25 protein-coding genes and 2 tRNA genes are annotated in these 23,969 nt (G+C 66.2%); 13 read left to right on the top strand and 14 right to left on the bottom strand.

All coding sequences use genetic code 11. The annotated features are described in order from the left end of the window. Nucleotides 1–69: 69 nt before the first annotated feature. Nucleotides 70–1,743 carry an energy-dependent translational throttle protein EttA gene (gene ettA, locus GRI40_RS05800; RefSeq protein WP_160610466.1) on the bottom strand — a complete coding sequence of 558 codons (1,674 nt, stop codon included), beginning with the start codon at nt 1,741–1,743 and terminating at the stop codon, nt 70–72. A gap of 263 nt (nt 1,744–2,006) precedes the next feature. Between ettA and GRI40_RS05795 the strand changes: the two genes are divergently transcribed. The 3 genes from GRI40_RS05795 (at nt 2,007) to GRI40_RS05785 (ending at nt 5,927) form a co-directional block, all read left to right on the top strand. Continuing rightward, nucleotides 2,007–2,567, top strand: a complete 561-nt coding sequence (locus tag GRI40_RS05795; protein WP_160610465.1) for a hypothetical protein — start codon at nt 2,007–2,009, stop codon at nt 2,565–2,567. Nucleotides 2,568–2,697: 130 nt separating this feature from the next. Beyond that, complete coding sequence (locus GRI40_RS05790) at nt 2,698–4,080, top strand: M20/M25/M40 family metallo-hydrolase (RefSeq protein ID WP_160610464.1); 1,383 nt, start codon at nt 2,698–2,700, stop codon at nt 4,078–4,080. 89 nt (nt 4,081–4,169) lie between these two features. Further along, nucleotides 4,170–5,927 (top strand): DEAD/DEAH box helicase, encoded by a 1,758-nt coding sequence (locus tag GRI40_RS05785; RefSeq protein ID WP_160610463.1) that lies wholly within the window; start codon nt 4,170–4,172, stop codon nt 5,925–5,927. 84 nt (nt 5,928–6,011) lie between these two features. Here the strand turns inward: GRI40_RS05785 and GRI40_RS05780 are convergent, their stop codons facing one another. Together GRI40_RS05780 and GRI40_RS05775 are read right to left on the bottom strand one after the other, a co-directional pair. After that, nucleotides 6,012–6,572 (bottom strand): NADPH-dependent FMN reductase, encoded by a 561-nt coding sequence (locus tag GRI40_RS05780; protein WP_160610462.1) that lies wholly within the window; start codon nt 6,570–6,572, stop codon nt 6,012–6,014. Between the two features lie 40 nt (nt 6,573–6,612). After that, nucleotides 6,613–7,311, bottom strand: coding sequence for a pirin family protein (locus tag GRI40_RS05775; protein WP_160610461.1), 699 nt, complete (start codon nt 7,309–7,311; stop codon nt 6,613–6,615). Nucleotides 7,312–7,410: 99 nt separating this feature from the next. Here GRI40_RS05775 and GRI40_RS05770 point away from each other — a divergent pair, with 99 nt between their 5' ends. Continuing rightward, nucleotides 7,411–8,301 (top strand): LysR family transcriptional regulator, encoded by an 891-nt coding sequence (locus GRI40_RS05770; protein WP_160610460.1) that lies wholly within the window; start codon nt 7,411–7,413, stop codon nt 8,299–8,301. 22 nt (nt 8,302–8,323) lie between these two features. On the opposite strand, the gene GRI40_RS05765 is transcribed toward GRI40_RS05770, so the two are convergent. From GRI40_RS05765 to GRI40_RS05750, 4 genes are all read right to left on the bottom strand, one after another. Beyond that, nucleotides 8,324–8,400: transfer RNA gene (locus tag GRI40_RS05765), tRNA-Pro, on the bottom strand. Between the two features lie 47 nt (nt 8,401–8,447). Next, a tRNA-Ile gene (locus GRI40_RS05760) sits at nt 8,448–8,523 on the bottom strand. 57 nt (nt 8,524–8,580) lie between these two features. Then, nucleotides 8,581–9,579 carry a polysaccharide deacetylase family protein gene (locus GRI40_RS05755; protein ID WP_160610459.1) on the bottom strand — a complete coding sequence of 333 codons (999 nt, stop codon included), beginning with the start codon at nt 9,577–9,579 and terminating at the stop codon, nt 8,581–8,583. Between the two features lie 35 nt (nt 9,580–9,614). Next, entirely contained in the window at nt 9,615–11,303 is a 1,689-nt protein-coding gene (locus GRI40_RS05750) for a HAMP domain-containing histidine kinase (protein ID WP_160610458.1), read from the bottom strand. Nucleotides 11,304–11,511: 208 nt separating this feature from the next. On the opposite strand from GRI40_RS05750, the gene GRI40_RS05745 reads away from it, so the two are divergent. Both GRI40_RS05745 and GRI40_RS05740 read left to right on the top strand, forming a co-directional pair. Beyond that, entirely contained in the window at nt 11,512–11,979 is a 468-nt protein-coding gene (locus tag GRI40_RS05745; protein ID WP_160610457.1) for an Lrp/AsnC family transcriptional regulator, read from the top strand. Nucleotides 11,980–12,065: 86 nt separating this feature from the next. Further along, nucleotides 12,066–12,584, top strand: a complete 519-nt coding sequence (locus tag GRI40_RS05740) for a hypothetical protein (RefSeq protein ID WP_160610456.1) — start codon at nt 12,066–12,068, stop codon at nt 12,582–12,584. Nucleotides 12,585–12,656: 72 nt separating this feature from the next. Here GRI40_RS05740 and accC read toward each other — a convergent pair whose 3' ends face one another. From accC to GRI40_RS05720, 4 genes are all read right to left on the bottom strand, one after another. Continuing rightward, nucleotides 12,657–14,006 (bottom strand): acetyl-CoA carboxylase biotin carboxylase subunit, encoded by a 1,350-nt coding sequence (gene accC, locus GRI40_RS05735; protein WP_160610455.1) that lies wholly within the window; start codon nt 14,004–14,006, stop codon nt 12,657–12,659. Between the two features lie 7 nt (nt 14,007–14,013). Then, nucleotides 14,014–14,535 carry an acetyl-CoA carboxylase biotin carboxyl carrier protein gene (gene accB / locus GRI40_RS05730; protein WP_160610454.1) on the bottom strand — a complete coding sequence of 174 codons (522 nt, stop codon included), beginning with the start codon at nt 14,533–14,535 and terminating at the stop codon, nt 14,014–14,016. Nucleotides 14,536–14,615: 80 nt separating this feature from the next. Continuing rightward, nucleotides 14,616–15,050: a type II 3-dehydroquinate dehydratase gene (locus tag GRI40_RS05725; RefSeq protein ID WP_160610453.1), complete on the bottom strand. Its 435-nt coding sequence runs from the start codon at nt 15,048–15,050 to the stop codon at nt 14,616–14,618. 87 nt (nt 15,051–15,137) lie between these two features. Next, on the bottom strand, nt 15,138–15,551 hold the full coding sequence (locus GRI40_RS05720; RefSeq protein ID WP_160610452.1) for a holin family protein: 414 nt from the start codon (nt 15,549–15,551) through the stop codon (nt 15,138–15,140). Between the two features lie 121 nt (nt 15,552–15,672). Here GRI40_RS05720 and GRI40_RS05715 point away from each other — a divergent pair, with 121 nt between their 5' ends. After that, nucleotides 15,673–17,430, top strand: a complete 1,758-nt coding sequence (locus GRI40_RS05715; RefSeq protein ID WP_160610451.1) for a DUF885 domain-containing protein — start codon at nt 15,673–15,675, stop codon at nt 17,428–17,430. 26 nt (nt 17,431–17,456) lie between these two features. On the opposite strand, the gene gmk is transcribed toward GRI40_RS05715, so the two are convergent. From gmk to GRI40_RS05700, 3 genes are read right to left on the bottom strand one after another with little or no spacing between them, the layout of a single operon-like run. Then, complete coding sequence (gene gmk / locus GRI40_RS05710; protein ID WP_160610450.1) at nt 17,457–18,104, bottom strand: guanylate kinase; 648 nt, start codon at nt 18,102–18,104, stop codon at nt 17,457–17,459. Between the two features lie 48 nt (nt 18,105–18,152). Beyond that, nucleotides 18,153–18,593 carry a hypothetical protein gene (locus GRI40_RS05705; protein ID WP_160610449.1) on the bottom strand — a complete coding sequence of 147 codons (441 nt, stop codon included), beginning with the start codon at nt 18,591–18,593 and terminating at the stop codon, nt 18,153–18,155. Nucleotides 18,594–18,633: 40 nt separating this feature from the next. Beyond that, a complete protein-coding gene (locus GRI40_RS05700) occupies nt 18,634–19,137 on the bottom strand; it encodes an SspB family protein (protein ID WP_160610448.1) in 504 nt (167 codons plus the stop codon). A 113-nt stretch (nt 19,138–19,250) separates the two neighbouring features. Between GRI40_RS05700 and hisB the strand changes: the two genes are divergently transcribed. From hisB to hisF, 6 genes are read left to right on the top strand one after another with little or no spacing between them, the layout of a single operon-like run. Beyond that, nucleotides 19,251–19,844: an imidazoleglycerol-phosphate dehydratase HisB gene (gene hisB, locus GRI40_RS05695; RefSeq protein WP_160610447.1), complete on the top strand. Its 594-nt coding sequence runs from the start codon at nt 19,251–19,253 to the stop codon at nt 19,842–19,844. Next, complete coding sequence (gene hisH, locus GRI40_RS05690) at nt 19,837–20,466, top strand: imidazole glycerol phosphate synthase subunit HisH (protein WP_160610446.1); 630 nt, start codon at nt 19,837–19,839, stop codon at nt 20,464–20,466. The genes hisB and hisH overlap by 8 nt, the downstream gene beginning before the upstream one ends. A 55-nt stretch (nt 20,467–20,521) precedes the next feature. Next, on the top strand, nt 20,522–21,295 hold the full coding sequence (locus tag GRI40_RS05685; protein WP_160610445.1) for an SDR family oxidoreductase: 774 nt from the start codon (nt 20,522–20,524) through the stop codon (nt 21,293–21,295). Beyond that, nucleotides 21,292–22,428, top strand: a complete 1,137-nt coding sequence (locus tag GRI40_RS05680; protein WP_160610444.1) for a glycoside hydrolase family 130 protein — start codon at nt 21,292–21,294, stop codon at nt 22,426–22,428. The genes GRI40_RS05685 and GRI40_RS05680 overlap by 4 nt, the downstream gene beginning before the upstream one ends. Nucleotides 22,429–22,475: 47 nt before the next feature. After that, nucleotides 22,476–23,204: a 1-(5-phosphoribosyl)-5-[(5-phosphoribosylamino)methylideneamino]imidazole-4-carboxamide isomerase gene (hisA, locus tag GRI40_RS05675; protein ID WP_160610443.1), complete on the top strand. Its 729-nt coding sequence runs from the start codon at nt 22,476–22,478 to the stop codon at nt 23,202–23,204. Beyond that, on the top strand, nt 23,201–23,959 hold the full coding sequence (hisF, locus tag GRI40_RS05670) for an imidazole glycerol phosphate synthase subunit HisF (RefSeq protein ID WP_160610442.1): 759 nt from the start codon (nt 23,201–23,203) through the stop codon (nt 23,957–23,959). The genes hisA and hisF overlap by 4 nt, the downstream gene beginning before the upstream one ends. The last annotated feature ends 10 nt before the right edge of the window (nt 23,960–23,969 follow it).

Here is a 23,969-nt window from a genome sequence, read left to right as displayed (position 1 = left end):
AACACAGGAAATGACGGGGCGGCACGGCCTGGCCCTTGCCGGTTGTGCCGGCCCCGTGATTCCCTCGGATTATCGCGTCAGCTTCTTGTACGCCAACCGGGTCGGGCGATCCGCCGCGTCGCCCAGTCGGCGGCGCTTGTCTTCTTCGTAGGCTTCGAAGTTGCCTTCGAACCATTCGACATGGCTGTCGCCTTCGAACGCCAGGATGTGCGTGGCCAGCCGGTCGAGGAAGAAGCGGTCGTGGCTGATGACCACGGCGCAGCCGGCGAAGTTCTCGATCGCTTCTTCCAGCGCGCCCAGCGTTTCCACGTCAAGGTCGTTGGTCGGTTCGTCGAGCAGGAGGACGTTGCCGCCTTCCTTCAGCATCTTGGCCATGTGCACGCGGTTGCGTTCGCCGCCCGATAGCTTGCCCACGTTCTTCTGCTGGTCCGCGCCCTTGAAGTTGAACGCGCCGACATAGGCCCGGGTGCTCATGTCGTGGCCGTTGACCTTCATGTAGTCGAGCCCGTCGGACACTTCTTCCCAGACGTTCTTCTTGGGGTCGAGGTGGTCGCGGCTCTGGTCCACGAAGCCGAGGTGGACGGTCGAGCCGATTTCCACCGTGCCGCTGTCGGGGGTTTCCTTGCCGGTGAGGATCTTGAACAGAGTGGACTTGCCCGCGCCGTTGGGGCCGATCACGCCGACGATGCCGCCGGGGGGCAGCATGAACGACAGGTCTTCGAACAACAGCTTGTCGCCGTAAGCCTTGGAGATGCCCTTGGCCTCGATCACCTTGCCGCCCAGGCGTTCGGGCACCTGGATGACGATCTGCGCCTTGCCCGGCTTGCGGTTGTTCTGCGCTTCCTGGAGCTGTTCGAACTTGCGGATACGCGCCTTGGACTTGGTCTGGCGGGCGGCCGGCGTCTGCCGGATCCACTCCAGTTCCTCCTTGAGCGCCTTGGACCGGCCGGATTCCTCGCGGCTTTCCTGCTCCAGCCGCTTGGCCTTCTTTTCAAGGTAGGTCGAATAGTTGCCTTCGTACGGATAGTACGATCCGCGATCGAGCTCGAGGATCCAGCCGACCACGTTGTCGAGGAAGTAGCGGTCGTGGGTGATCATCAGCACCGCGCCGGCATATTCCTTGAGATGGTTTTCCAGCCACTGGACGCTTTCCGCGTCGAGGTGGTTGGTCGGTTCGTCGAGCAGCAGGATGCCGGGCTTCTGGATCAGCAGGCGGGTGAGCGCCACGCGGCGCTTCTCGCCGCCGGACAGCTTGTCGACCGGCCAGTCGCCGGGTGGGCAGCGCAGGGCCTCCATCGCGATCTCGAGCTGGTTGTCGAGCGTCCAGCCGTCGACGGCGTCGATCCTGCTCTGCAGCTCGGACATTTCCTCGCCCAGCTTCTCGAAGTCGGCATCGGGCTCGGCCATCTCGGCGGCGATGGCGTTATAGCGGTCCACCAGGTTCGCGGTCTCGCGCGCGCCGTCCTTGACGTTTTCGAGCACGGTCTTGGTCGGATCGAGCTCGGGCTCCTGCTCAAGATAGCCGACGGTGATGTTCTCACCCGCCCAGGCTTCGCCGGTGAAGTCCTTGTCGATCCCGGCCATGATCTTGATGAGCGTGGACTTGCCCGCGCCGTTGGGGCCGACGATGCCGATCTTGGCGCCCTGGTAGAATTGCAGGTTGATGTTGCTCAGCACCGGCTTCGCGGCGCCGGGGAAGGTCTTGGTCATGTCCTTCATGACGAATGCGTACTGCGCGGCCATCGCGTGAATTCCTGTGCATTGAATCGGAAAGAATTGAGGGGCGTTCGGCGCGCCAGTAATGCGCGCGGGTTGCGCGGGCAAGGTGGGTGCGGAGGGCGGCAAATGCAATGCCGCGGCGGGCCGGTGTTGCTGCGTTGCAACATTTGCGCAACATTTGCAACGCAACCGCCCGGCCGCTGTCGCCGCGGTGTTGGAAAAGACCGGCCGGAACCTACTTCGATACGCAGCAGCGCAAGATTGCTGCGCTTTTACGAAGGTTTATCATGAAGAAGAGAATTCTCATTGCAGCCGCTCTCGCCACCGCCGGGTTCGCCGGCACTGCCCAGGCGCAGGACGCGGCCGGCACCGGCGCGTTCGTCGGCCTGTCGGGCGGCTATCACGACCTTGGCGCGGACACCGACGATATCGCCAACGCGACCGGTCTCGACGTCAATGACGGCGGCGCCATCTACGGCGTGGTCGCCGGCGTGGACTTCCCGCTCGGCCAGGGCAACGCCTTCGCGGGCGTGGAAGGCAACTTCCACCTCGGCAGCGGCGTGATCGACAGCGAATACGGCGTGGCCGCTCGACTCGGCATGCGCACCGACGGCGGCGCGAAGTTCTACGTGCGCGGCGGATACCAGGAAGTGAACATCGACCCGTATAACGTCGTGGACGTCGACGTTCCGGCCGGCACGTTCGACGGTCTTGACGACACGAGCGGCGATTACCTCGTCGGGCTCGGTGCGGAATACCCGATCGGCAACGCCGGCCTGCGCTTCAACGTCGACACGATCGCGTTCGACAGCGTGCGCGGCACCGTTGGCGTCGTGTTCGGCTTCTGAACGGTTCCCCCCATCCGGGGCGGATGACAACGAAGGGTCGGGCCGCGAGGTCCGGCCCTTTTGTTTTGGCGTGGATTTTCAGGGACGATGCCCGCTTGGCAGCGAGCGGGGCGCGCGCTAGCACGCCGCCATGTCGTATCGCATCACGGCGCTGGCCGCCCTTCCGCTCGCTTTCGCTTCCGCCGGCCTCGCCGCTCAATCCCGGGCACAGACGCCCACGCTGGAACAGGCGGCCGATGCCGCGCTGACGGGCGACACGCTCGCATGGGATTTCGTTGAGGGGATCACCACCGAAATCGGCCCCCGCCAGGCGGGCACCGAGGCGGAGGCACGCGGCCGCGCCTGGGCGCTGAAGTGGCTGCGGGACAAGGGCTTCCAGCGCGTCTCCGAAGAACCCTACATGATGCCGACCTGGGTGCGCGGGGAAGAGCGGGCGGAAATCGTCGCCCCGTTCGCGCAGCCGATGCACATCACCGCGCTCGGCAGCAGTGCCTCGACGGGCGAGGCTGGGCTGACCGCGGAAGTCGCATATTTCCCCAGCTATGCCGATCTGGAAGCCGCACCCCCCGGCAGCCTGGCGGGCAAGATCGTCTTCATCAGCCACGACATGAAGCCGACTCAGGACGGGTCGGGATATGGTTTTGCCGGCCCCGCACGCTGGAGCGGCGCAGCGCTTGCCGCCAGCAAGGGCGCGGTGGCGACGGTCATCCGGTCGATCGGGACGGAAAACCACCGCACGCCGCACACCGGCGGAACGACCTTCCCCGAAGGTGTTACGCCCACCCCGGCGGGTGCGCTGAGCAATCCCGATGCCGACAACCTGGAGCGCATGTTCGCGCGCGGCAAGCCTATCACGATGAAGCTGGTTCTCACCCCGCGGCAACTGGGGCAGACCGCCAGCGGCAACGTGGTGGGCGAAATCACCGGCCGCGATCCCAAGCTGCCTCCCGTCCTGGTCGCCTGCCATCTCGACAGCTGGGATCTCGGCACCGGCGCGGTGGACGACGGCGCCGGCTGCGGCATCGTGGCGGCGGCTGCAAAGCACGTCGAGAAGACCGGCCGGCCCTTGCGCACGATCCGCGTGCTGTTCGCCGGGGCCGAGGAAACCGGCCTCTGGGGCAGCAAGGCCTATGCCGCCGCGCACAAGGGCGATCCCATCCACGTGGGCATCGAAAGCGATTTCGGTGCCGACCGCGTGTGGCGCATCGACAGCAACTTCACCGCGAGCAACCCGGCGCTCTACAAGCGGCTGGCGCAATCCGTCGCCCGCTTTGGCGTGGCACCATCGCGCGAAGTGGCGACCGGCGGGGCGGACCTCAATCTCGCCCGCGAATCGGGGGCGGCGATCATCGACCTTCAGCAGGACGGCACCCGTTATTTCGACTTGCATCACACGCCCGACGACACGCTGGACAAGGTGGACCCGGTGCAATTGCGCCAGAACGTCGCCGTGTGGACCCAGGTCGTGGGTATTCTCGCCAACGAGAAATCGGCGATCATGCCCGCCCGCTAGCGTTCGGGCTCCGCTCCGGGCCGCCTCCGAAAACGGGTGGGTCCGGTTAGCGGGTGCTTTGCGCGACGTTTTGCCCTAACGGGCGCGCCATGCCTTATTCCAACTTGCCGCCCGTGCTGGCGGACGCCCTGCAACAGCGGGGCTATCTCGAACCGACGCCGGTGCAGGCCGCCGTCATGGCGCCGGACGCCGCACGCCGCGACATGGTCGTTTCCGCCCAGACGGGTTCGGGCAAGACGGTCGCTTTCGGCCTCGCCATGGCCACCGAACTGCTCGGGCCGGACGGAACGGCCGAAGGCCTCGGCCAACCGCTCGTCCTCGTCATCGCGCCGACGCGCGAACTGGCGCTGCAGGTCAGCCGCGAGCTTGTCTGGCTCTACGGCAAGGCGGGTGTTCGCGTGGCGACGTGCGTCGGCGGCATGGACCCATCGAAGGAACGGCGTGCATTGCGCGACGGGCCGCAGATCGTCGTTGGCACGCCAGGCCGCCTGCGCGACCACCTGGAGCGCGGCGCGCTCGATCTCGCCGCCCTGCGGACCATCGTCCTCGACGAAGCGGACGAGATGCTCGACATGGGCTTCCGCGAAGATCTGGAGGAAATCCTCGACGCGACGCCCGATACGCGGCGCACGCTGCTGTTCTCGGCCACGATGCCGCCCGCCATCGCCAACCTGGCCAAGCGTTACCAGCGCGATGCGCTGCGCATCTCCACTGTTGGGGACGACCGCGGGCACGGCGACATCACCTACCAGGCGATCACCGTCGGTCCGGCGGAGATCGAGCACGCCGTCGTCAACCTGCTGCGGTTCCACGAAGCGGAAACGGCGATGCTGTTCTGCGCCACGCGAGAGAACGTGCGACGGCTTCATGCAATCCTGCAGGAACGCGGATTCGCCGTGGTATCCCTATCGGGCGAACATTCGCAGTCGGAACGCAACCAGGCGCTCCAGGCGCTGCGCGACCGCCGTGCGCGGGTGTGCGTTGCCACCGACGTTGCCGCGCGGGGCATCGACCTGCCGACGCTCAGCCTGGTGATCCATGTTGAAGTGCCGCGCGATGCGGAAACGCTTCAGCACCGTTCCGGTCGGACGGGCCGCGCGGGCAAGAAGGGCACGGCCGTCATCATCGTGCCCTATCCGCGCCGCCGCCGGGTGGAATCGATGCTTCGCGGGGCGAAGATCCAGGCCGAATGGATCGGGGCGCCGACCGCCGACGCGATCCGCGAAAACGATCGCCAGCGCCTGCTCGACGCGCTGCTGGCTCCGGCGGAGTTCGATGACGAAGACCGCGCGCTTGCGGCGAAGCTCATGGCGCAGCGCAGCCCGGAAGATATCGCGGCAGCACTGGTCCGTTCGCACCGAGCCGCCTTGCCGCAGGTCGAGGAACTGGCGGAGAACACGCCCGATGCGCGCCGGGCAGGACAACAGGAACGGCACCGTCCCGGGTTCGAAGATACCGTGTGGTTCCGCATGGACATTGGCCGCCGCCAGAATGCCGATCCCCGCTGGATCCTGCCGCTGCTCTGCCGCCGCGGCCATATTACCCGGAACGAAGTCGGTGCGATCCGGATCACCGCGAACGAGACGCACTTCCAGGTTCCGCGCGCGATCGCCGACAAGTTCGCGGCCGCCCTGCAGCGCACGGCGGGCACCGAGGACGGGGGCGATGTCCTGATAGAGCCGGCGACCGACAGCCCGCGGGAAGTCGCGCGCGAACGGCGCAAGGGCAACGACCGCGGCCCGCGTCCGCCCCGTCCGGGTGGCCCTGGACCGCGCGCACCCGGTGCCGGCCTCGTCAAGCCATGGCCGAAGAAGCCCCATCGCAAGGGTCCGAAGCCCCGTTACTGAAACTGGGCGGTCACGAAAAAGGGAGGGCCGGCCTTTGTTGGCCGACCCTCCCGGTGCAATGCGACGTGGTGATCCCTGCGGGGGTCAGGCGGCCGTCTTGGCAATCCACGCGGCGAAGGCATCGATGAAGCCCTGGAAGAACTTGCGGGTGTCATCGCTCTTGAACGCGCCCTGCTCGCCGAACAGTTCGTACCCGCCGCCCACGTACGCTTCCGGCTGCTGCAGCACCGGCATGTCGAGAAAGACCAGCGACTGGCGCAGGTGATGGTTCGCGCCGAAGCCGCCGATCCCGCCGGGCGAGACAGACATCACGGCTGTCGGCTTCCCGGCAAATGCGCTCTCGCCGTAGGGGCGCGAGCCCACGTCGATGGCGTTCTTGAGCGCGCCCGGCACCGATCGGTTGTATTCCGGGCTGACGAACAGCACCGCATCGGATGCAGAGATCTGCTCGCGGAACCGGGTCCAGGGCGCGGGGGCACCGGCCGCTTCGACATCTTCGTCGTAGTGCGGCAGGTCGCCGATCTCGACGAATTCGAACTGCAGGTTCTCGGGCGCCAGGCGAGTGAGTGCCTCGGCCGCCTTGCGGTTCACCGATTCCTTGCGGAGGCTGCCGACGACGACTGCGACCTTGTACGATTGGGACATGGGAAACTCCTTGGGATTGTGTTGAATGTTGTGCGATCGGTCAGGCCGCGTCGACCATGACGATCTCGGAATCCTCGATCGCCGTCACGGTGAAACTCTCGAGGCCGGTGATGGCCACTCCGTCGCGGGCCTGCGCCGTTTCGTTGTCCACCCGGATGCTGCCGGTCGCGGGAACGAGGTAAAGATGCCGGTCGGGCGAGGTCGGGTAGGTGACGCTTTCGCCCGCCCGCAGGGTTGCCCCCAGCACCCGGGCGCTTGTCTGGATCGTCAGCGCATCGGTATCCTCCGCGAAGCCGGAGGCGAGCGTCACGAACTTGCCGGCGCGGTCATCCTTGGGAAAGGGGCGCGCGCCCCAGCTCGGCGTGGCGCCGGTCCGATCCGGAATGATCCAGATCTGGAACAGGCGGGTCGTCTCGTCCTCCATGTTGTATTCAGAGTGGGTGACGCCGGTGCCTGCGGACATCACCTGGACGTCGCCCGCTTCGGTGCGCCCTTCGTTGCCCATGCTGTCGCGATGGGTGATCGCGCCTTCGCGGACATAGGTGATGATCTCCATGTCGTTGTGCGGGTGAGGCGGGAAGCCGGACTTGGCGGCGATCGCGTCATCGTTCCACACCCGGAGGTTTCCCCAATGGACGCGGGCCGGATCGTGATACCCGGCAAACGAGAAGTGGTGACGCGCGTCGAGCCAGCCGTCGTTGGCCGCGCCGAGCGTGCTGAAAGGCCTGACTTCAATCATGTCGATACTCCGATGAACGTCTTGGCCCCCCATATGGTCGCTTGCTTCGAATGGAAAAAGTCAGATAAATCTGACCGAACCGTTCAAGCGAGTTGAACAATGGACATCGGCCAACCGACTCTCGAGCAATTGCGCATATTCCTGGCTGTGATCGACGAGGGCGGCTTTAACCCCGCTGCGCGCAAGCTCGGGCGGGCGGTTTCCGTGATCAGCTACGCCATTGCCTCGCTCGAATCGCAGCTGGATCTTGCCCTGTTCGACCGCGAAGGATCGCGCCGGCCGCGGCTGACGGACGCCGGCCGCTCGCTCATGCCGGCCGCGCGGGCGGTCGTGGACGAGACGGCCGGGCTCATGGCCCGCGCGCGCAGTATCCACGCGGGGGTGGAGACCGAAGTTGCCATCGCGCTCGACGTGATGGTGCCGCTCGGCCCGATTTCCGCGATCCTGCAGGAATTCCAGCAGGTCTATCCGCTCGTCGACCTGCGCCTGCACGTGGAGGCACTCGGCGCCGTCGCCTCGCTGCTGTTGCAGGGGCGCGCGGATCTGGCCGTCGCAGGCCCCGTGCTGATCGACCTGCCGGAACTGCAGCGGCGCGAGATCGGCACGATCGAGCTGGTTCCGGTCGCCGCGCCCGGGCATCCGCTGGCGCGGCTGGACACGATCCTGCCCGGCCAGTCGCGCCAGTACCTGCAGCTGGTGCTCACCGATCGTTCGGCCTACACCGAAGGGCAGGAATTTTCCGTGCTCAGCCCGCGCACCTGGCGCCTGGCGGACCTCGGCGCCAAGCACGAACTGCTTCTCAGCGGCAGCGGCTGGGGCAACATGCCGCTCCACGCCGTGGCCGACGACATCGAACGCGGCCGCCTGAAGCGGCTTGCCATTCCCGAAGGCGCACGCATCGAATACCGCCTTAACGCCCTTTGGCGCCATGACAGCCTGCCCGGCCCCGCGACCATGTGGCTGCTGGAGGCTTTCGAAGCGGCCCTGTGAAGCCGCCGCCCAAGGTGGGAAGTGGTCGGGGAGACAGGATTCGAACCTGCGACATCCTGCTCCCAAAGCAGGCGCGCTACCGGGCTGCGCTACTCCCCGACACATGATCCCCTCGACAAGGCGACTGGCCGTGTCAGACCGTCCGGTGGTGGGCCCGGCAGGATTCGAACCCGCGACCTAGCCGTTATGAGCGGCCAGCTCTAACCGCTGAGCTACAGGCCCGCACCATATGTTCCGGTGCGCGGCCGGTAGACGCGGCGGGGGCCGCTGGCAAGCAGATCAACGCTCCACCGATGCCATGACCTCCGATATCGTCGTGGGCCGCACGGCGCGCATCTCAAGATACATGTAGATGCGGCGGAACCAGTCGTATAGCCGATCGAGGTCTGCTTCGGTCCGGATATACGGCGTGTGCCCGGGGGCGAGGGACGGGCTGTGGAAGCTCAGCACCAGCAGCGGCAGGCCATCGTCGAGCGCCATGTCGATGCCGCGCAAGGCTTCCTCCGCAGTGACACCTTCCGGGGTGAGCGCGATCCGTTCGAGCAACCCGCACCGTGCCGCCACGCCGGCCGCGCGCGGCATTCGCGTGAGCAAGGGGTGGATCCACCGGCCCTGCCGCCGCAACATGCCCCAATAAACGCTCGTCACCGGCAGTTCGAGCAGGGTGCGCCCTTCGTCGACCCAGTATGGCGCAAGCGGATGGCGGCTGTAATCGGGGCCTTGGCTGTCGCGGTAATCGAAATGGGTGCGGACCGAACTGTCGATCGGGACGCCGCTTTCGCGCAGCAGGTCGGCGCTGTCGGGGCCGAGGCCGTAGCGGCCGGCGCGATAGATCAGCGGCGCCGTGCCGAACGCCGTCACCACGCGTTCGTGCAGCCGCAGGAACTTCGATCGTTCCAGATCGCGCGGCAGATTGCCGGGATAGCTGTTCTGCGCGCTGAGATCTTCGTCGAACGGCGGATTGACCCATGGGTGAAGCTGCATGCCGACTTCCGCCCGACCGGCGCGCACCGCGCTGCCGATGATCGCGACTGCTTCCGGCGAGGTCGCGATCGGCCAGTCGACGAGGTACACAGGGGCCACGCCCAGTCCTTCGCAAAACTGCTGGAAGTGGGCGATGCGGGGCACGTGGGTCAGGCTGTAGGCGGTGCGCGAAAAGGGCGCCCGCCAGTCGAATTCCTCTTCCGCGTCGATTGTCAGCAGCACGCGCGTGCCGAAAGCCGGGCCGAAGCGCGCCTCGCGGCCCCTGGCGGGCGGTTCGAAGATCGGTGAGTCCACCCTGACGCCCTTACGCGGGCCGTGCGAAGATTTGCCTAACCGCGCGCGGCCCCTGCCGCCGCAGGGCTAGGGCTGGCCTCGGCAGGGGTCAAGCGGGGTAGCGACAGGACGACTGCGGCACCGTGCCGCACCAGGTCGCCCCCGGCCGCGCGCGCTTCTGCCCGCGCGAGGCGAAGGGCAAAGCCCGCGCCGAACATCCCCGCACTCACCGCTCCGCGAGACGGCGGGCTGTCCGCGGCGAACACGTCGGCTTGCGCCGCCAATGTCGCCGGAAGCGCGCAGGTCAGCTGCACGAAAGCATGATCGTGAGCAAAGGCGACCGCAAGTTCCTCGCCCGCCCCCGTGGCCCCGGTGATCGTGGCGAAAAGGCGCCAGCACAGCGTTTCGGCATCGCGTCCCCCGAGCGCCACAAGGCTGGCAGTCTCACCGAAGTCGGGAGCGAAGGCGGCATTGCGCGGCCGCAGTACCTCCCCCAACTGGCCGACCAATGCGGCGACGATCTGCGCCAGATCTGCCCGCCCGTCTTCCAGCGCCATGGCGCCGCTTTCCAGCCGGGCGAGCCTATCGAGTTCATCGAACCCCGCCAGCATCCGCGCGGCATCCCCCGCGATCGCAGCGGCGAGCGCGCGATATTCGTGCGGCGTCGGGCCGAACAACTGCTGCTGGATGACTTCGGCGAAACCCTGGATGGCGTTCACGGGGGTTTTCAGCTCGTGCAGCAACTGGCGCATGCGATCGGCCGAGGGATCGGCGTAGGCAGCGACAAGTTCGGGTGCCGGCGGACGGCGGAAGCGACCGGCGTAACCGATGAAGTGCCCGCCCGTTTCGGAAAACCGGGGTGCCGCGTCGATCGTCCACGCGCCGCTTATGTCCGGGGCGCCCGTCCAGTCGATCGCTACGCCGCGCAGCGGCTGGCGGCCATGCCGCGCCGCATCGGCCGCGGGGGGAAGGGACGCGCCCACGATCATCGGTGCGACAGCCGCGTCCGCCCAATCGATCCTGCCATGGGCGTCGGTCGCAAACGCGAAAGCGGACACGCGAGGCCGCGTGGTTTCCGGCCCCTCGCCGGCCGGCGTCCGTCCGCTGTCGTCGCCGGCACCGCGCCCGACGCGCGCCTTGCGGAAGGATTCGATGCGGCGGACAAGCGCCCCGATTTCGCTGTCCTCTTCGGCAGAGGCCAGGTCGTTGGCGGGGATCGGCCGCGCCGACTGCGGAACGACGGGCGGTGCGGCGAAAATCGGCGGCACGTCGGTCGCGATGTCGCCTTCCACCGCGGCGCTCTGCGGCACAGGCAGGGCGCGGTCGCGAATCCCGAGGCGTTCGAGCACCTCCAGGGTGGGCGCGCCGAGATCGCGGCGCAGGCGCAGGAAGCCCCGTGCCTGGACCGGCAGGCGGGGAATGAGCGCTTCCCAGTCGTCGTCCGGAAGTTGCGCCACGGCCAGCGCGGCCGCCGCCACTTCCGCTTCGTCCTCAGCCAAGTGGAGGGCCAGTTCCGGGTTGCGGAGCCGCATGCCGGGTTCGCGGAGGACGGCGGCGCGTTCCGGCCCGGGGATCGCTTCGCCCAAAGCGCCCAGCCGCAGCCACGCGGCCGCGAGAAGGCCTTCGTCGCGCGTCGTGGCGCGAGAGCCCAGCAGGTCGATCAACTGGCGATACTGCGTTCGCGCGGCACGCTCGCCGTCCGCCGGATGACGGAGCACAGTGGCAAGGCGGTCGTCGAAATGCATGGCGCTCCGTCTAAACCTAAACCGTTTCGAACGCGGTTAATGCGAATGGGCCCGCTACCATGCGGCGGAAGGCCGGACAGGCCCATGTGGGACGCGTTGCAAACCGAGACAATTGCTGGCACAAACAATAAAATTAGCAGGCAGCGTTCCGACGCGCTGCTTTCTTGCCCGACTGTATATCGGACTATCACTTCGCGGGGGCGCGCGCATGGCCAATCTGGACGATATCGACCGGAAACTCTTGTCTGAATTGCAGCAGGAAGGCCGGGTTACCAACGTGGAGCTCGCCAGCCGCGTCGGGCTGACCGCGCCGCCGTGCCTTCGCCGGGTGCGCAGCCTCGAAGAAGAAGGCGTGATCCGCGGATACCACGCCGACCTCGACCCGTCGAAACTCGGCTTCGCGATCACCGTGTTCGCCATGGTCAGCCTGAAAAGCCAGGCCGAAACCAGCCTGCGCGAGTTCGAGGACCACATGAAGTCCCTGCCCGAAGTGCGCGAATGCCACATGCTCAACGGGGAGATCGACTTCATCCTCAAGATCGTCAGCCAGGACCTGCAGAGCTTCCAGGAATTTCTCACCAGCAAGCTGACACCGGCACCCAACGTGGACAGTGTAAAGACTTCGCTGACGATCCGCACCGCCAAGCACGAACCGGGCGTGCCGCTCGGCGATTAAATCGCGCGGCCGGGCGCATTGCGCCGCGGGGGCGGAACGCAACGCTGCCCCAGGGTTTGGGAATGTGACCAACAAAGGAGAGTCGCATGCCCACACACGCTATATTCGACAGCCACGAACATGCCACGCGCGCGGTGAACGACTTGCGTTCCGCCGGCGTGCGTGACGATTCGATCTCGATCGTCGCGCATCACGGCCGGACCACGACCACGACCGACGCCGACGGTAACGTGACGGATGAAGAGCACACCAATCTCCTGCGCGGCATCCTTGGCGGCGGCGCACTGGGTGCCGGCCTCGGCGTAGCGGCACTGGCGATCCCGGGCGTCGGCCCGCTCGTCGCGGCAGGCGCGATCGCCTCGTCGGCGGTTCCGGGCGCCATGGGCGTTGGCGCGCTTGCCGGCGCGGTGTTCGGCTCGGTCAACGAAGTGCTGAAAGGCCACGGTGTCGATGACGACGATGTCGAATACTACAGCCCGCGGATGAAGGATGGCGCAGTGTTCATGTCGGTGGACGATGAAACGTCGGGCTACGACCCGGGCCGAACGGCCGAAGTGATGTACGGCGCCGGCGGCCACAACCGCAGCCGCCCGCGCGAATACTGACAAACGCGCGTTTGCAAGAGGGGAGGCGGGCCGATCCGGGCGCGCCTCCCTTTTTTGCGCGGACCTTAGGGGTCAGCCCTCTCGGTCCTGCAGCCATTCCTCCAGCCACTTGATCGAATAGTCACCCGAAAGCACGTCGGCCTGGCGGATCAGTTCCTGGTGGAGCGGTATCGAAGTCTTTACGCCTTCGACCACCATCTCCTCCAGCGCACGGCGCAGCCGCATGATGCAGCGTTCGCGGGTGCGGCCATAGACGATCAGCTTGGCAATCATGCTGTCGTAGTACGGCGGAATCCGATAGCCCGCGTAGAGCCCGCTATCGACGCGCACGTGCATGCCGCCCGCGGCGTGGTACGCGGTCACCAGGCCCGGACTGGGCGCGAAGGTGAAGGCATCCTCGGCGTTTATGCGGCATTCGATCGCGTGGCCGGTGAAGGTGATGTCGTCCTGACTGAACGACAGGTCCTTGCCGTCCGCGATGCGAATCTGTTCCCGCACCAGATCGATACCGGTGATCATTTCGGTGACGGGGTGTTCCACCTGCAGGCGGGTGTTCATTTCGATGAAATAGAACTCGCCGTTTTCCCACAGGAATTCGATCGTCCCCGCGCCGCGATAGCCCATGTCGGCCATGGCCCGGGCGCAGACCTCACCCATCCGCGCCCGTTCCGCCTCGGTGATCACCGGCGATGGCGCTTCTTCCAGCACTTTCTGGTGGCGGCGCTGGAGCGAGCAATCACGCTCGCCGAGGTGCACGGCGTTGCCACGCCCGTCGCCGAAGATCTGGAATTCGATGTGGCGCGGATTGCCGAGATATTTTTCGATATAGACCGTTGCGTCGCCGAAGGCGGCCTTCGCTTCGCTCCCGGCCTGCTGCATCAGGGCCTCAAGAGAATTCTCTTCGACACATACTTTCATCCCGCGGCCGCCGCCGCCGCTCGCAGCCTTGATGATGACGGGATAGCCGATCTCGGCGGCGATGCGCCGCGCCTCGGCAAGTTCGCTCACCGCGCCGTCGCTGCCGGGGACGAGGGGAAGGCCCAGGGCGCCGGCCGTACGCTTGGCCTGCACTTTGTCGCCCATCGTCACGATGTGTTCCGGCTTGGGGCCGATCCACGTAATGTCGTGCGCCTCCACGATCTCCGCGAACTTGGCGTTTTCGCTCAGGAATCCGTAGCCTGGGTGGATCGCGTCGCAGTGCGCGATCTCGGCGGCCGAGATGATCGCGGCGACATTGAGATAGCTGTCGGCCGCCGGGGGCGGGCCGATGCATACGGCATGGTCGGCCAGGCGGACATGCATGGCGTCGGCATCCGCGGTGGAGTGGACCGCCACCGTCTCGATGCCCATTTCATGTGCCGCGCGGTGAATGCGCAGGGCGATCTCGCCGCGGTTGGCGATCAGTATGCGGCGAATCCCCATCGCGCGTTCAGCCGATCACGACCAGGGGTTGGTCGAATTCGACCGGCTGCGCGTGCTCCACTAGGATCGACTGGATGGTCCCGGCCTTGTCCGCGGTGATCGGGTTCATCACCTTCATCGCCTCGATAATCAGAAGTGTCTGACCCTGGTTTACGGTGTCACCCACCTTGATGAAAGGCGCCGCGCCGGGTTCGGGGGTGAGATAGGCGGTGCCCACCATGGGGGATTTGAGCGCGCCGGCCACGGCTGCGGCCCCATCCGCAACAGGCGCAGCAGCGGGTGCCGCACCGGTCTGGCCGCCTGCGGGCGCCTGCGTGCTTTCAGCCATGCCGATCGCGGCAATCTGCGCGGGGCTGAATTGCGCCATCGGCGATCCGCCGCCGCGAGCGACGCGCACCTTGCGGTCGCCGTCCTCTACCTCGATTTCGGTCAATCCGGTTTCCGCGAGCAGTTCAGCCAGCTCGCGCACCAGTGCGGTATCGACGTTCATGCCGCGGGTGCGCCCGGCATCGCCCTTGTCTTGGCTCATGGCCTGCCTCTCGTGATTTCGAACGCGTGCCTATGCGCGGGCGATGCGGCGCTGGCAAGTGTGGGGCGTCACACCATCCGCTAGAGCGCCGCGGCCTTTTCAAGCGCCACGACATAGCCTTGCGCGCCCAGTCCTTTCACCGCGTCGACCGCACCCATGCCGACGTAGCTGACGTGCCGGAACGGTTCGCGGGTCAGCGGGTCCGACAAGTGCACCTCGATCACCGGCACGCCGATCGCGAGGATGGCATCGAGCAGGGCGATCGAGGTGTGCGTGTAAGCGCCGGCGTTGAGCAGGACCGCCTTGGCCCCGTCTGCCCGCGCCTCGTGCAGCCAGTCCACCAGGTGGCCTTCGTGATTGGACTGGCGCACGTCGACCTCCAGCCCCAGGTCGCGGGCGCGGTCTTCCAGCATGCCCGCGATATCGTCGAGCGTCTGGCTGCCGTAAATCTCCGGTTGACGTGTACCGAGGAGGTTGAGGTTAGGGCCGTTGAGGACGTAGACGAGGTTGGACATGCCGCTTCAATAAGCTGCCGGGAACGGCTGGCAAGCCCGGCGCCCCGGCGCGTAGACCGGGTGTTACACGGTCCTGGGAGGAGCCACTCAAGTCTCCACCCCCTTGATTTTCCCCCACTGGCGTGCCGCCGTATAGCCGAGGTAGCCGGTGCCGAAGAGGGCGTAGAGCTCGTCCGGCAGTCCGCGCAAGTAGGCGGTGATCGCGCCGGCGATCTGCGTCGCGGCCTGCGGGTACAGCATCGAAAGCAAGCCGATCGGCAGGGCAGCGAGGATCATCGCATACATCACGTAAAGGAAGCTGGGGCGCGCGCGGCTGGTCCACGGGTCCTGCGAATTCGCCTCCGCGATGATGGCCGAAAGCTGTGTCTCGATCCGGCGAAGCTCATGCGTACCCTCCAGTTCGAGCAGGGCGAGCTTTGCACGGGCCCGGGCCTCCTTGTCGGGAATGACCTTGTCGATGATGGACGTGAGCGGGCCGACGAGCGTGTCGAGAAAGGTCATGGTCTGTCCTCGGGATGCGGGGAAGGGAAGTCAGGAGTAACCAAATTGGTTGGTGTAGGAAAATACATTTAACCGGAACCTGCATTTGACACCGAACCTGCCCGGCCGCAGGAAAGCCGCCATGAAACAAGCCGTCATCGCGTTTGCCGCAGCCCTTGCCTTCGCCACTCCCGCGGCGGCGCAGAACGCCTCACTTCCGTCCGCCGATACCGCATTGCGAGCGCTCTACGGCGAGTATTGGCAATGGCAGCTTGCCGAGTACGGCTGGACAGAGAAGGTTGACGGATCCGTCGAGCAGGGCGGCACGATCCCTTCCGCGACCCCGGAGGCGCAACGCGCCCGCGCGGCGCGGGCAGAGGCGTTCCGCACGCGGCTCGCCCGGATCGATCGCAGCGCTTTAAGCCTTAAGGAACGGGTCAATGCGGCCGTACTCCACGCGGCGCTTACCGAAACGATCGAGGACGCGCGCTTTGCCGAATGGGAAATGCCGTTCGACAGCGATTCCAATTTCTGGACTTACTGGGATGCGCCAACGGGCTTCCAGACGGTCAAGGAATACGAAGACTACATTGCACGGATGAACGCGCTACCGCGCTATTTCCGGGAACAGATCGCCAACGCCCGTGCCGGGTTGCGGCGCGGATTCAGCGTGCCGGCCGTCACCCTGGCCGGGCGCGAGGCATCGCTGGCGGCAAACGTCGTCGACGCGCCGGAGAAAAGCCCGTTCTGGAAGGCCTTTACCCAGATGCCCGCGCGTTTTTCGGAAGCGGATCGCACGCGTCTGATGGCCGCCGGACGCGCGGCGATCTCGGGCAGCGTGGTGCCCGCATATTCCGAAACGTTGGCCTTCCTTCGCGGCGAATACCTGCCGCGCGCCCGCAAGACTCTGGCCGCCGAAGCCATGCCGAACGGCAAAGCCTATTACGCCCAGCAGCTGCGCCAATACACGACGCTCGACATGACGCCCGAGCAGATCCATCGGACCGGCCTTGCCGAAGTCGCGCGGATCGAGGGCGAGATGGGCAAGGTCATGGCGGAAGTCGGCTTTTCGGGCACGATAGCCGACTTCAACGAGCGGCTGCGGACGGACCCGCAGTTCACCGCCCGCACGCCGGACGAACTGATGGGCGTATCGTCCTATGTCGCCAAGCGGGTGGACGGGAAGATCGCCGATTACTTCGGTTTCCTGCCCCGCCGGCGGTTCGAAATCCGGCCCGTGGCGGCGGCCATCGCGCCGTTTTACACCGCCGGGCGTGGCGGTCTTGGTTCGTGCCAGATGAACACCCACGATCTTCCGACCCGGCCGCTGTACAATATCCCGGCGCTGACGCTCCATGAATGCGCGCCGGGGCACAGCTTCCAGATGGCGTTCCAGCGCGAGGTGGGCGACACACCGGCATTCCGCCGCAATCTCTACTTCTCCGGCATGGGTGAAGGCTGGGGCCTCTACACCGAATTCCTGGGCGAGGAGATGGGGATCTATCGCACGCCTTACGAAAGGTTCGGCCGACTGAGCTATGAGATGTGGCGCGCGGTGCGGCTGGTTATCGATCCGGGCATCCACCATTATGGCTGGAGCCGGGACAAGGCGATCGCCTATCTTGCCGATCGCACCGCCCTGTCGCGGCACGAGGTGGAAACCGAGGTGGACCGGTACATCTCTTGGCCCGGGCAGGCACCGGCCTACAAGCTGGGCGAGATGACGATCCGCCGGCTGCGCACCAAGGCGGAGGGCGCGCTGGGTGAACGCTTCGACATTCGCAAATTCCACGATACCGTGCTGGCGCTGGGCTCGGTTCCGTTGTCGGAACTGGAGGCGCGGATCGATGCCTTCGTCGCGGACGGCGGACAGGGATTGCCGGGGGTGACCTACGACTGATCGATGGCCGGCAGCAGCTTACCCGTTCAGCTGCCCATCAATTCGCGAACGAACGGGATGAGGCCGGTCTGCCGTTGCCGTTTGCGCCGTTCGGCGTGGAGGATCTCGCGCACCTTGCCAAAGCAGGCGTCTACATCGTCGTTGATGATGACGTAATCGTACGCGTCCCAGTGACTGATTTCCGCCCGTGCACGCTCCATGCGCGCTTCGATCACGGCGGGGCTGTCGGTCTGGCGCGATTCGAGCCGTCGGCGCAACTCCTCGATGCTGGGGGGCAGGATGAACACGCGGACCACGTCCTGCTGGTCCTTCTGGTAGAGCTGCTGGGTGCCCTGCCAGTCGATGTCGAACAGGAAATCCTGCCCTTCCTTCAGGCCCGCGCGGATGCGCCCCTTGGGCGTGCCATAGCGGTGACCGAAAACGTGGGCCCACTCGTAGAAGTCGTCCTCTTCGACGCAGCGGTCGAATTCCTCGTCGGTGACGAAATGGTAATGGATCCCGTCCACTTCGCCCGGGCGCGGCGCGCGGGTGGTGACGCTGACCGAAAGCTTTATTTCTGGATCGGAAAGCAGCATCCGGCTGATCGTGGTCTTGCCGGCCCCCGAAGGTGACGACAAGACGAACAAGAGCCCGCGCCGCTTGAGCGCATTCGTCGATCCCGGTTCGCCAGCCATGCCCGCTCCTGCGCCAGGCAAGCGCGACAAATCAAGCCCGGACGTGCCTCAATCCTCGGCCATCTTGCGCAGGGATCGGTCGCCCGAGCGCCGCGCGGCAGCACTCTTGCGGCCGCGATCGAACAGCGTCTTGGCAACGAGGCCGCCCCCGATCAGCACTGCGCCGGGTACCGAACGGGTGGCGTACCGGGCGAGCAGACCGCTCACGATGGAGCGGGTGAGGGAGCGGTTTTCAACGATCGCCTTCGCACCGGTGCCGCCATAGCGGCCGCGCAGCAGGCCCTTTTCCAGCGTGTGGCGGATCAGCCGCCCGCCGGCGCGGATGGCGATATCGTTGATCAGGAGGTTGGTTGCCGGGTTGACGCTCGGGCCCGGGACCTTGAGGCTGGTGCCGGTCAGGCGGGTAAGCACCTCGCCACCGGCATCGCTGATCCCGCCGGCCGCTTCGGCCGATTCGTCAGACTGGATAGGTCCCGCTTTTCGCGCCATGGTCCCGCCCCTCAAGTCGAAGCGGCATCACGCCGCGCGGTTATTTCTTGCGGCCGAAGTCGACCGTCACGACGTTCGATCCGTCGTCCGCTTCCTTAACGGCCGGATGGGGGCCGCGTTCCGGGCCGTCGTTTTCCGCTTCCTCATGTGCCTCGGGCGCCATGTCCGCCACAGTGGCTTGGAACTGCAGGCCGAAGTCGACCGCCGGGTCCACGAACGCGGTGATCGCGCCATAGGGAATGTCGAGCTTCGCCGGCACCTGGTTGAAGGTGAGGCTGACGGTGAAGCCATCTTCGCCCACCGCGAGGTCCCAGAACTTGTTCTGAAGCACGATCGTCATCTCGTCGGGGAAGCGTTCGCGCAAGTGCGGGGGGACTGTGACTCCCGGGGCGCCGGTCTTGAAGGTAATGTAGAAATGGTGATTGCCGGGCAATTCGCTGCCCGCCGCCTGCACGGCGCCGAGCACGCGGCCGACCACGGCGCGCAGGGCTTCCTGCACAATTTCATCGTAGGGGATCAGGCTGTCGGGTGTGTCGTCGCTCATCGTCCGCACAGGTGGCGGGGCCTTGGCGGCTGGTCAAGCCGCAATTGGAGGTGGGAAGCCTGGGGACGCGGTCAACGCTTGCGCCCCGTCCGCGCCGCCGTATAGCCGGCGTCATGCGCACCGGCCGGATCGAGCGAAAGACCAGCGAAACTTCCATCGCGGTGACCGTCAATCTCGACGGGACCGGAACCTACGCCGTGTCCACCGGTATCGGTTTCCTCGACCATATGGTGGAACAGTTAAGCCGCCATTCGCTGATCGATGTCACGATGACGGTCGACGGCGACCTCCACGTCGACCAGCATCACACGACCGAAGACAGCGCGATCGCATTGGGCCAGGCGCTGCTGCAGGCGCTCGGCGACAAGGGCGGCATCGGCAGGTACGGGCAGGCATTTTCTCCGATGGATGAAACGCTGGTGCGCGTCGCGCTCGACATCTCGGGTCGCCCCTACCTCGTCTGGCGCGCAGGTTTCAGCCAGGAAAAGCTGGGCGAATGGGATACCGAGCTTGTCGAGCACTGGTTCCATTCGGTTGCCCAGGCCTGCGGCATTACGCTGCACGTCGAGTTGCTCTACGGCACGAACAACCACCACATCTGCGAAGCGATCTTTAAAGGCTTTGCCCGGGCAATGCGCCAGGCGGTGGAGCGCGATCCGCGAAAGGGCGGGGCCGTTCCCAGCACCAAGGGCCTGCTCGGTGGCTGAGGCGATCGCGCTGATCGATTACGGCGCGGGCAATCTCCTTTCGGTCCACAACGCGCTGAAAGCCGCGGGCGCGAATCATGTCCATGTCACCGCCGATCCCGCAATCGTCCGCGGTGCGCGCCGGGTCGTGCTGCCGGGTGTGGGGTCTTTCAGGGCCTGCGCCGAGGGTCTCAGGGCGATCCCTGGTCTGGTGGAGGCGCTGGAAGACCGCGTGCTCGGCGACAGCGTGCCATTTCTGGGCATCTGCGTTGGGATGCAGCTCCTCGCCACCAGCGGACGGGAGCACGGCATGACACCCGGCCTGGGGTGGGTCCCTGGCGAGGTTCGCGCGATCGATCGCACCGACCCCGCGATCAAGGTTCCGCACATGGGCTGGAACGACGTCCAGCCCATGCCGCATCCCGACGGTGCCAGCCTGGTCGAGCGCGGCGAGGCGTACTTTCTCCACTCGTATCATTTTGCATGCGAGAACGGTCGGCACGTGGCGGCGATGACGGATCACGGTGGCGGGCTGGTCGCCGCGGTGGCGCGGGACAATATCCTGGGCGTCCAGTTCCACCCGGAAAAGAGCCAGGCCTACGGTATCGCACTCCTCGCCCGGTTTCTCGACTGGCGGCCCTGAATGGCGGAACCTATGCGGCGGTGCGCGCGTCTCCCAGAGCGAAGGAGACACGCAGATGGCCGACGCCGACAAGAAGAACCTCTCCGACGCGCACACCGAAATGCCCGCGCTCAAGGGTCGCAAGGCGGTGATCACGGGCGGCACGACGGGTATCGGGCGGGCCATCGCGGTGCTTCTGGCATCCGAAGGCGTGGAGATATTCACCTGCGGCCGGAACGAACAACACCTCGAAGACGGGCTCAAACGGATCAACGAAGTCGGCAAAGGTAGCGGGATCGCGTGCGATCTTTCCAAGCCCGATGACCTGACGCGCTTCTTCGACGAAGCCGAACAGACGCTGGGCGAATACGATATCGCCGTTATCAACGCCGCCATTCCGGCAGACGGCCTGGCCCAGATGGAAGAAGACGATCTGCGCTACGCCATCGCGACCGATTTCACCGCCTACATCGTAAGCGCTCATCGCGCGGCAAGGCACATGGAGGACAAGGGCGACATCGTCCTGATCGGCTCGATGAGCGCGCACAGCCTTGGCCCATCGTCGACCGTCTATGCAGGGATGAAAGCAGGCGTGGCCGGTTTTGCCGAAGCGATGCGCAAGGAACTGGGCAACAAGGGCATCAAGGTCGGTTTCGTGGAACCGGCCAAGACGGGGGCCGACTTCCACTACCCGGACATACCGGCCGACGAGCAGCGCGAGTTGATCAACGCGGAAGAGATGCTGCGCGCCGAGGATATCGCCGTGGGGGTCCACTACATGCTCACACAGCCGCGCCGCGCGGTCGTGCAGCAATTGGTGATCACGCAGCGCGTCTCGGATGAAAAGTGAGCGGGTTTTCCGTCGACCGTCTCGTCTTTGGGCCGGATGACGTCGATCTGTCGCGGTCCCCGCTCGCCGGACATTTCGACGCCGAGACCTACGTGCTGGGTGCCTTCAATCCCGGCATGACGCGCTTGTCAGGCGGCAACCTGCTGATGATGGTCCGGATTGCGGAGGCGCTGCGCGAACCTGTCCATGGCGGCCACGTCCGCGCGATCCGCTGGGATGACGGGCGTTACGTGCTCGACGCCTGGCCGCTGGAATTCGCCGATACGTCCGACCCCCGCAAGTTCGAGATTGCCGGCTTCGGTTGGCGGGTCATGGCGCTCACCTCGCTGTCGTGGCTCCTCCCGGTCGAGCTGTCGGCCGATGGCTTGGAGGTGGTCGCCGTCCATTACGACCGGGCGATCGCGCCGCAAGGATCCTGGCAGTGCTACGGCGTGGAGGACGCGCGGATCAGCCGCGTCGGGGACCGCTTCCTGATGACGACATGCTCGGTCAGCCCGGAACGCCATTCGACCACGCTTTATTCCTCCAGCGACGCGGCGAACTGGTCGTTCGACGGTATCGTGCTGGATCACCAGAACAAGGACATGCTGATCTTCGAAGGTCTGATCGAGGGTGAATACTGGGCCCAGACCCGCCCGCTGGGGCAACTCTTCTTCGCCTATCCGCCGGGCAGCCCGTGGCACGCGGGCCCTTCGATCAACCACGCGACGAGCCCCGACGCGCTGCACTGGAAGCCCCATATCGAACCGGCGATCCGCCCGCACGCGGGCACGGCGGCGACCGCGCGGATCGGCGGCGGAACCCCGCCCATATTGACCGAAGTGGCAGGCAGGTGCGGCTGGCTCAGCCTGTGGCACGGCGTCGAACCGCACGAGATCGTGGGCAAATACCGGACGTACTGGTCGCTGCTCGATCCGGAGCGGCCGTGGAAGGTGCTGGCCACCAGCCACGAACCTTTGTTGGAGGCGGACGTCGGTCTGACCCGTCCGCTCGAGGACAAGATGTATGTGCACGACGTGGTCTTCACCACCGGCATCGCCGATGCGGGCGACCACTTCGTCGCGGCGAGCGGCGAGGCCGATCTCGCGTGCCGCATTACGCATATCCCCAAGAACGCCTTTATTCCCAGCTGACATATCCGCGGATGACGGCGCGCGCGGGCGATGTTAGCGCGCGTCACATGATCGTGTTTCCCGCCATCGACCTGCATGCCGGCCAGGTGGTCCGACTGGCCGAGGGCGATCTTGCCCGCGCGACCATCTATGGCGATGATCCTGCTGCCCAGGCATTGATCTTCGCCGAGGCAGGCGCAGAACATCTGCATGTGGTCGATCTCGACGGGTCGTTCGCCGGACGCCCGGAGAACCACGGCGCGGTGGAGGAAATCGTCGCGACCTTTCCCGGGCACGTCCAGCTTGGCGGCGGTATCCGTACGCCAGAGGCGGTTGCGGGGTGGTTCGACCTCGGCGTGGCGCGCATCGTGTTGGGAACTGCGGCCTTGAATAATCCGGGCTTTGTGCGCGATATGGCGGCTGCCTTCCCCGGCGGCATCGTGGTCGCGGTCGACGCGCGGGACGGCATGGTTGCTACCGAAGGCTGGGCCGAAGTGTCCGACATGCCCGCGGTGGACCTGGCACGCCGGTTCGAGGATGCAGGCGTCGCGGCCGTGCTGTTTACCGACATCGGACGCGATGGCATGCTCAAAGGCGTCAACATCGATGCCACCGTCGATCTTGCGCGCCGGGTCGATATTCCGGTGATCGCCAGCGGGGGCGTGAAAGGTCTCGACGATATCCATGTCCTGTCGTTGCACGCGGGCGACGGGATCGAAGGTGTCATCACCGGCCGCGCGCTGTACGATGGGCGGCTGGACCTTTCCGCCGCGATAGCCATGGGCCGGCGCGCGTGACCGTCCGCATCCGCGTGATTCCCTGCCTCGACGTTCGCGACGGGCGGGTGGTGAAAGGTGTGAACTTCGTCGATCTGCGCGATGCAGGCGACCCGGTGGAACAGGCCCAGGCCTATGACGCGGCTGGCGCGGACGAACTGTGCTTTCTGGACATATCTGCCAGTCACGAAGGCCGGGGAACGCTTCTCGACGTCGTGCGGCGCACGGCAGAAGTCTGTTTCATGCCGCTTACGGTTGGGGGCGGAGTCCGGTCGGCAGACGATGCGCGTGCGCTGCTGCTGGCCGGTGCGGACAAGGTGGCGGTCAATTCGGCTGCAGTGTCGCGGCCCGAAGTGGTCAGCGATATCGCCGCGCGTTTCGGCAGCCAATGCATCGTCGCCAGCGTTGACGCCAGGCGTAGCGGTGCGGGATGGCAGGTGTTCACCCACGGAGGGCGAAAGCCGACGGGCCTCGACGCCGTGGAGCACGCCGTGCGGCTCGCGGAGCTCGGCGCAGGCGAACTGCTGGTCACATCGATGGACGGCGACGGCACGCAAGCAGGATACGACCTTGCCCTCACGCGCGAGATCGCCGACGCGGTCAGCGTGCCGGTAATCGCCAGCGGGGGTGTCGGCACTTTGCAACACCTGGTGGAAGGGGTGACGCACGGCCACGCCAGCGCGGTGCTGGCGGCATCGATATTTCATTTCGGCGCGCACAGCATTTCCGAAGCGCACGAGGCGCTGCGTGCGGCGGGCCTTCCTGCCCGCGCCTGAGGCGTCCCGC

Source organism: Tsuneonella aeria (genome assembly GCF_009827495.1).
GTDB classification, from domain to species: domain Bacteria; phylum Pseudomonadota; class Alphaproteobacteria; order Sphingomonadales; family Sphingomonadaceae; genus Tsuneonella; species Tsuneonella aeria.
Note: the sequence above shows the minus strand (reverse complement) of the source record. Positions and strands in the feature narration are given on the sequence as shown.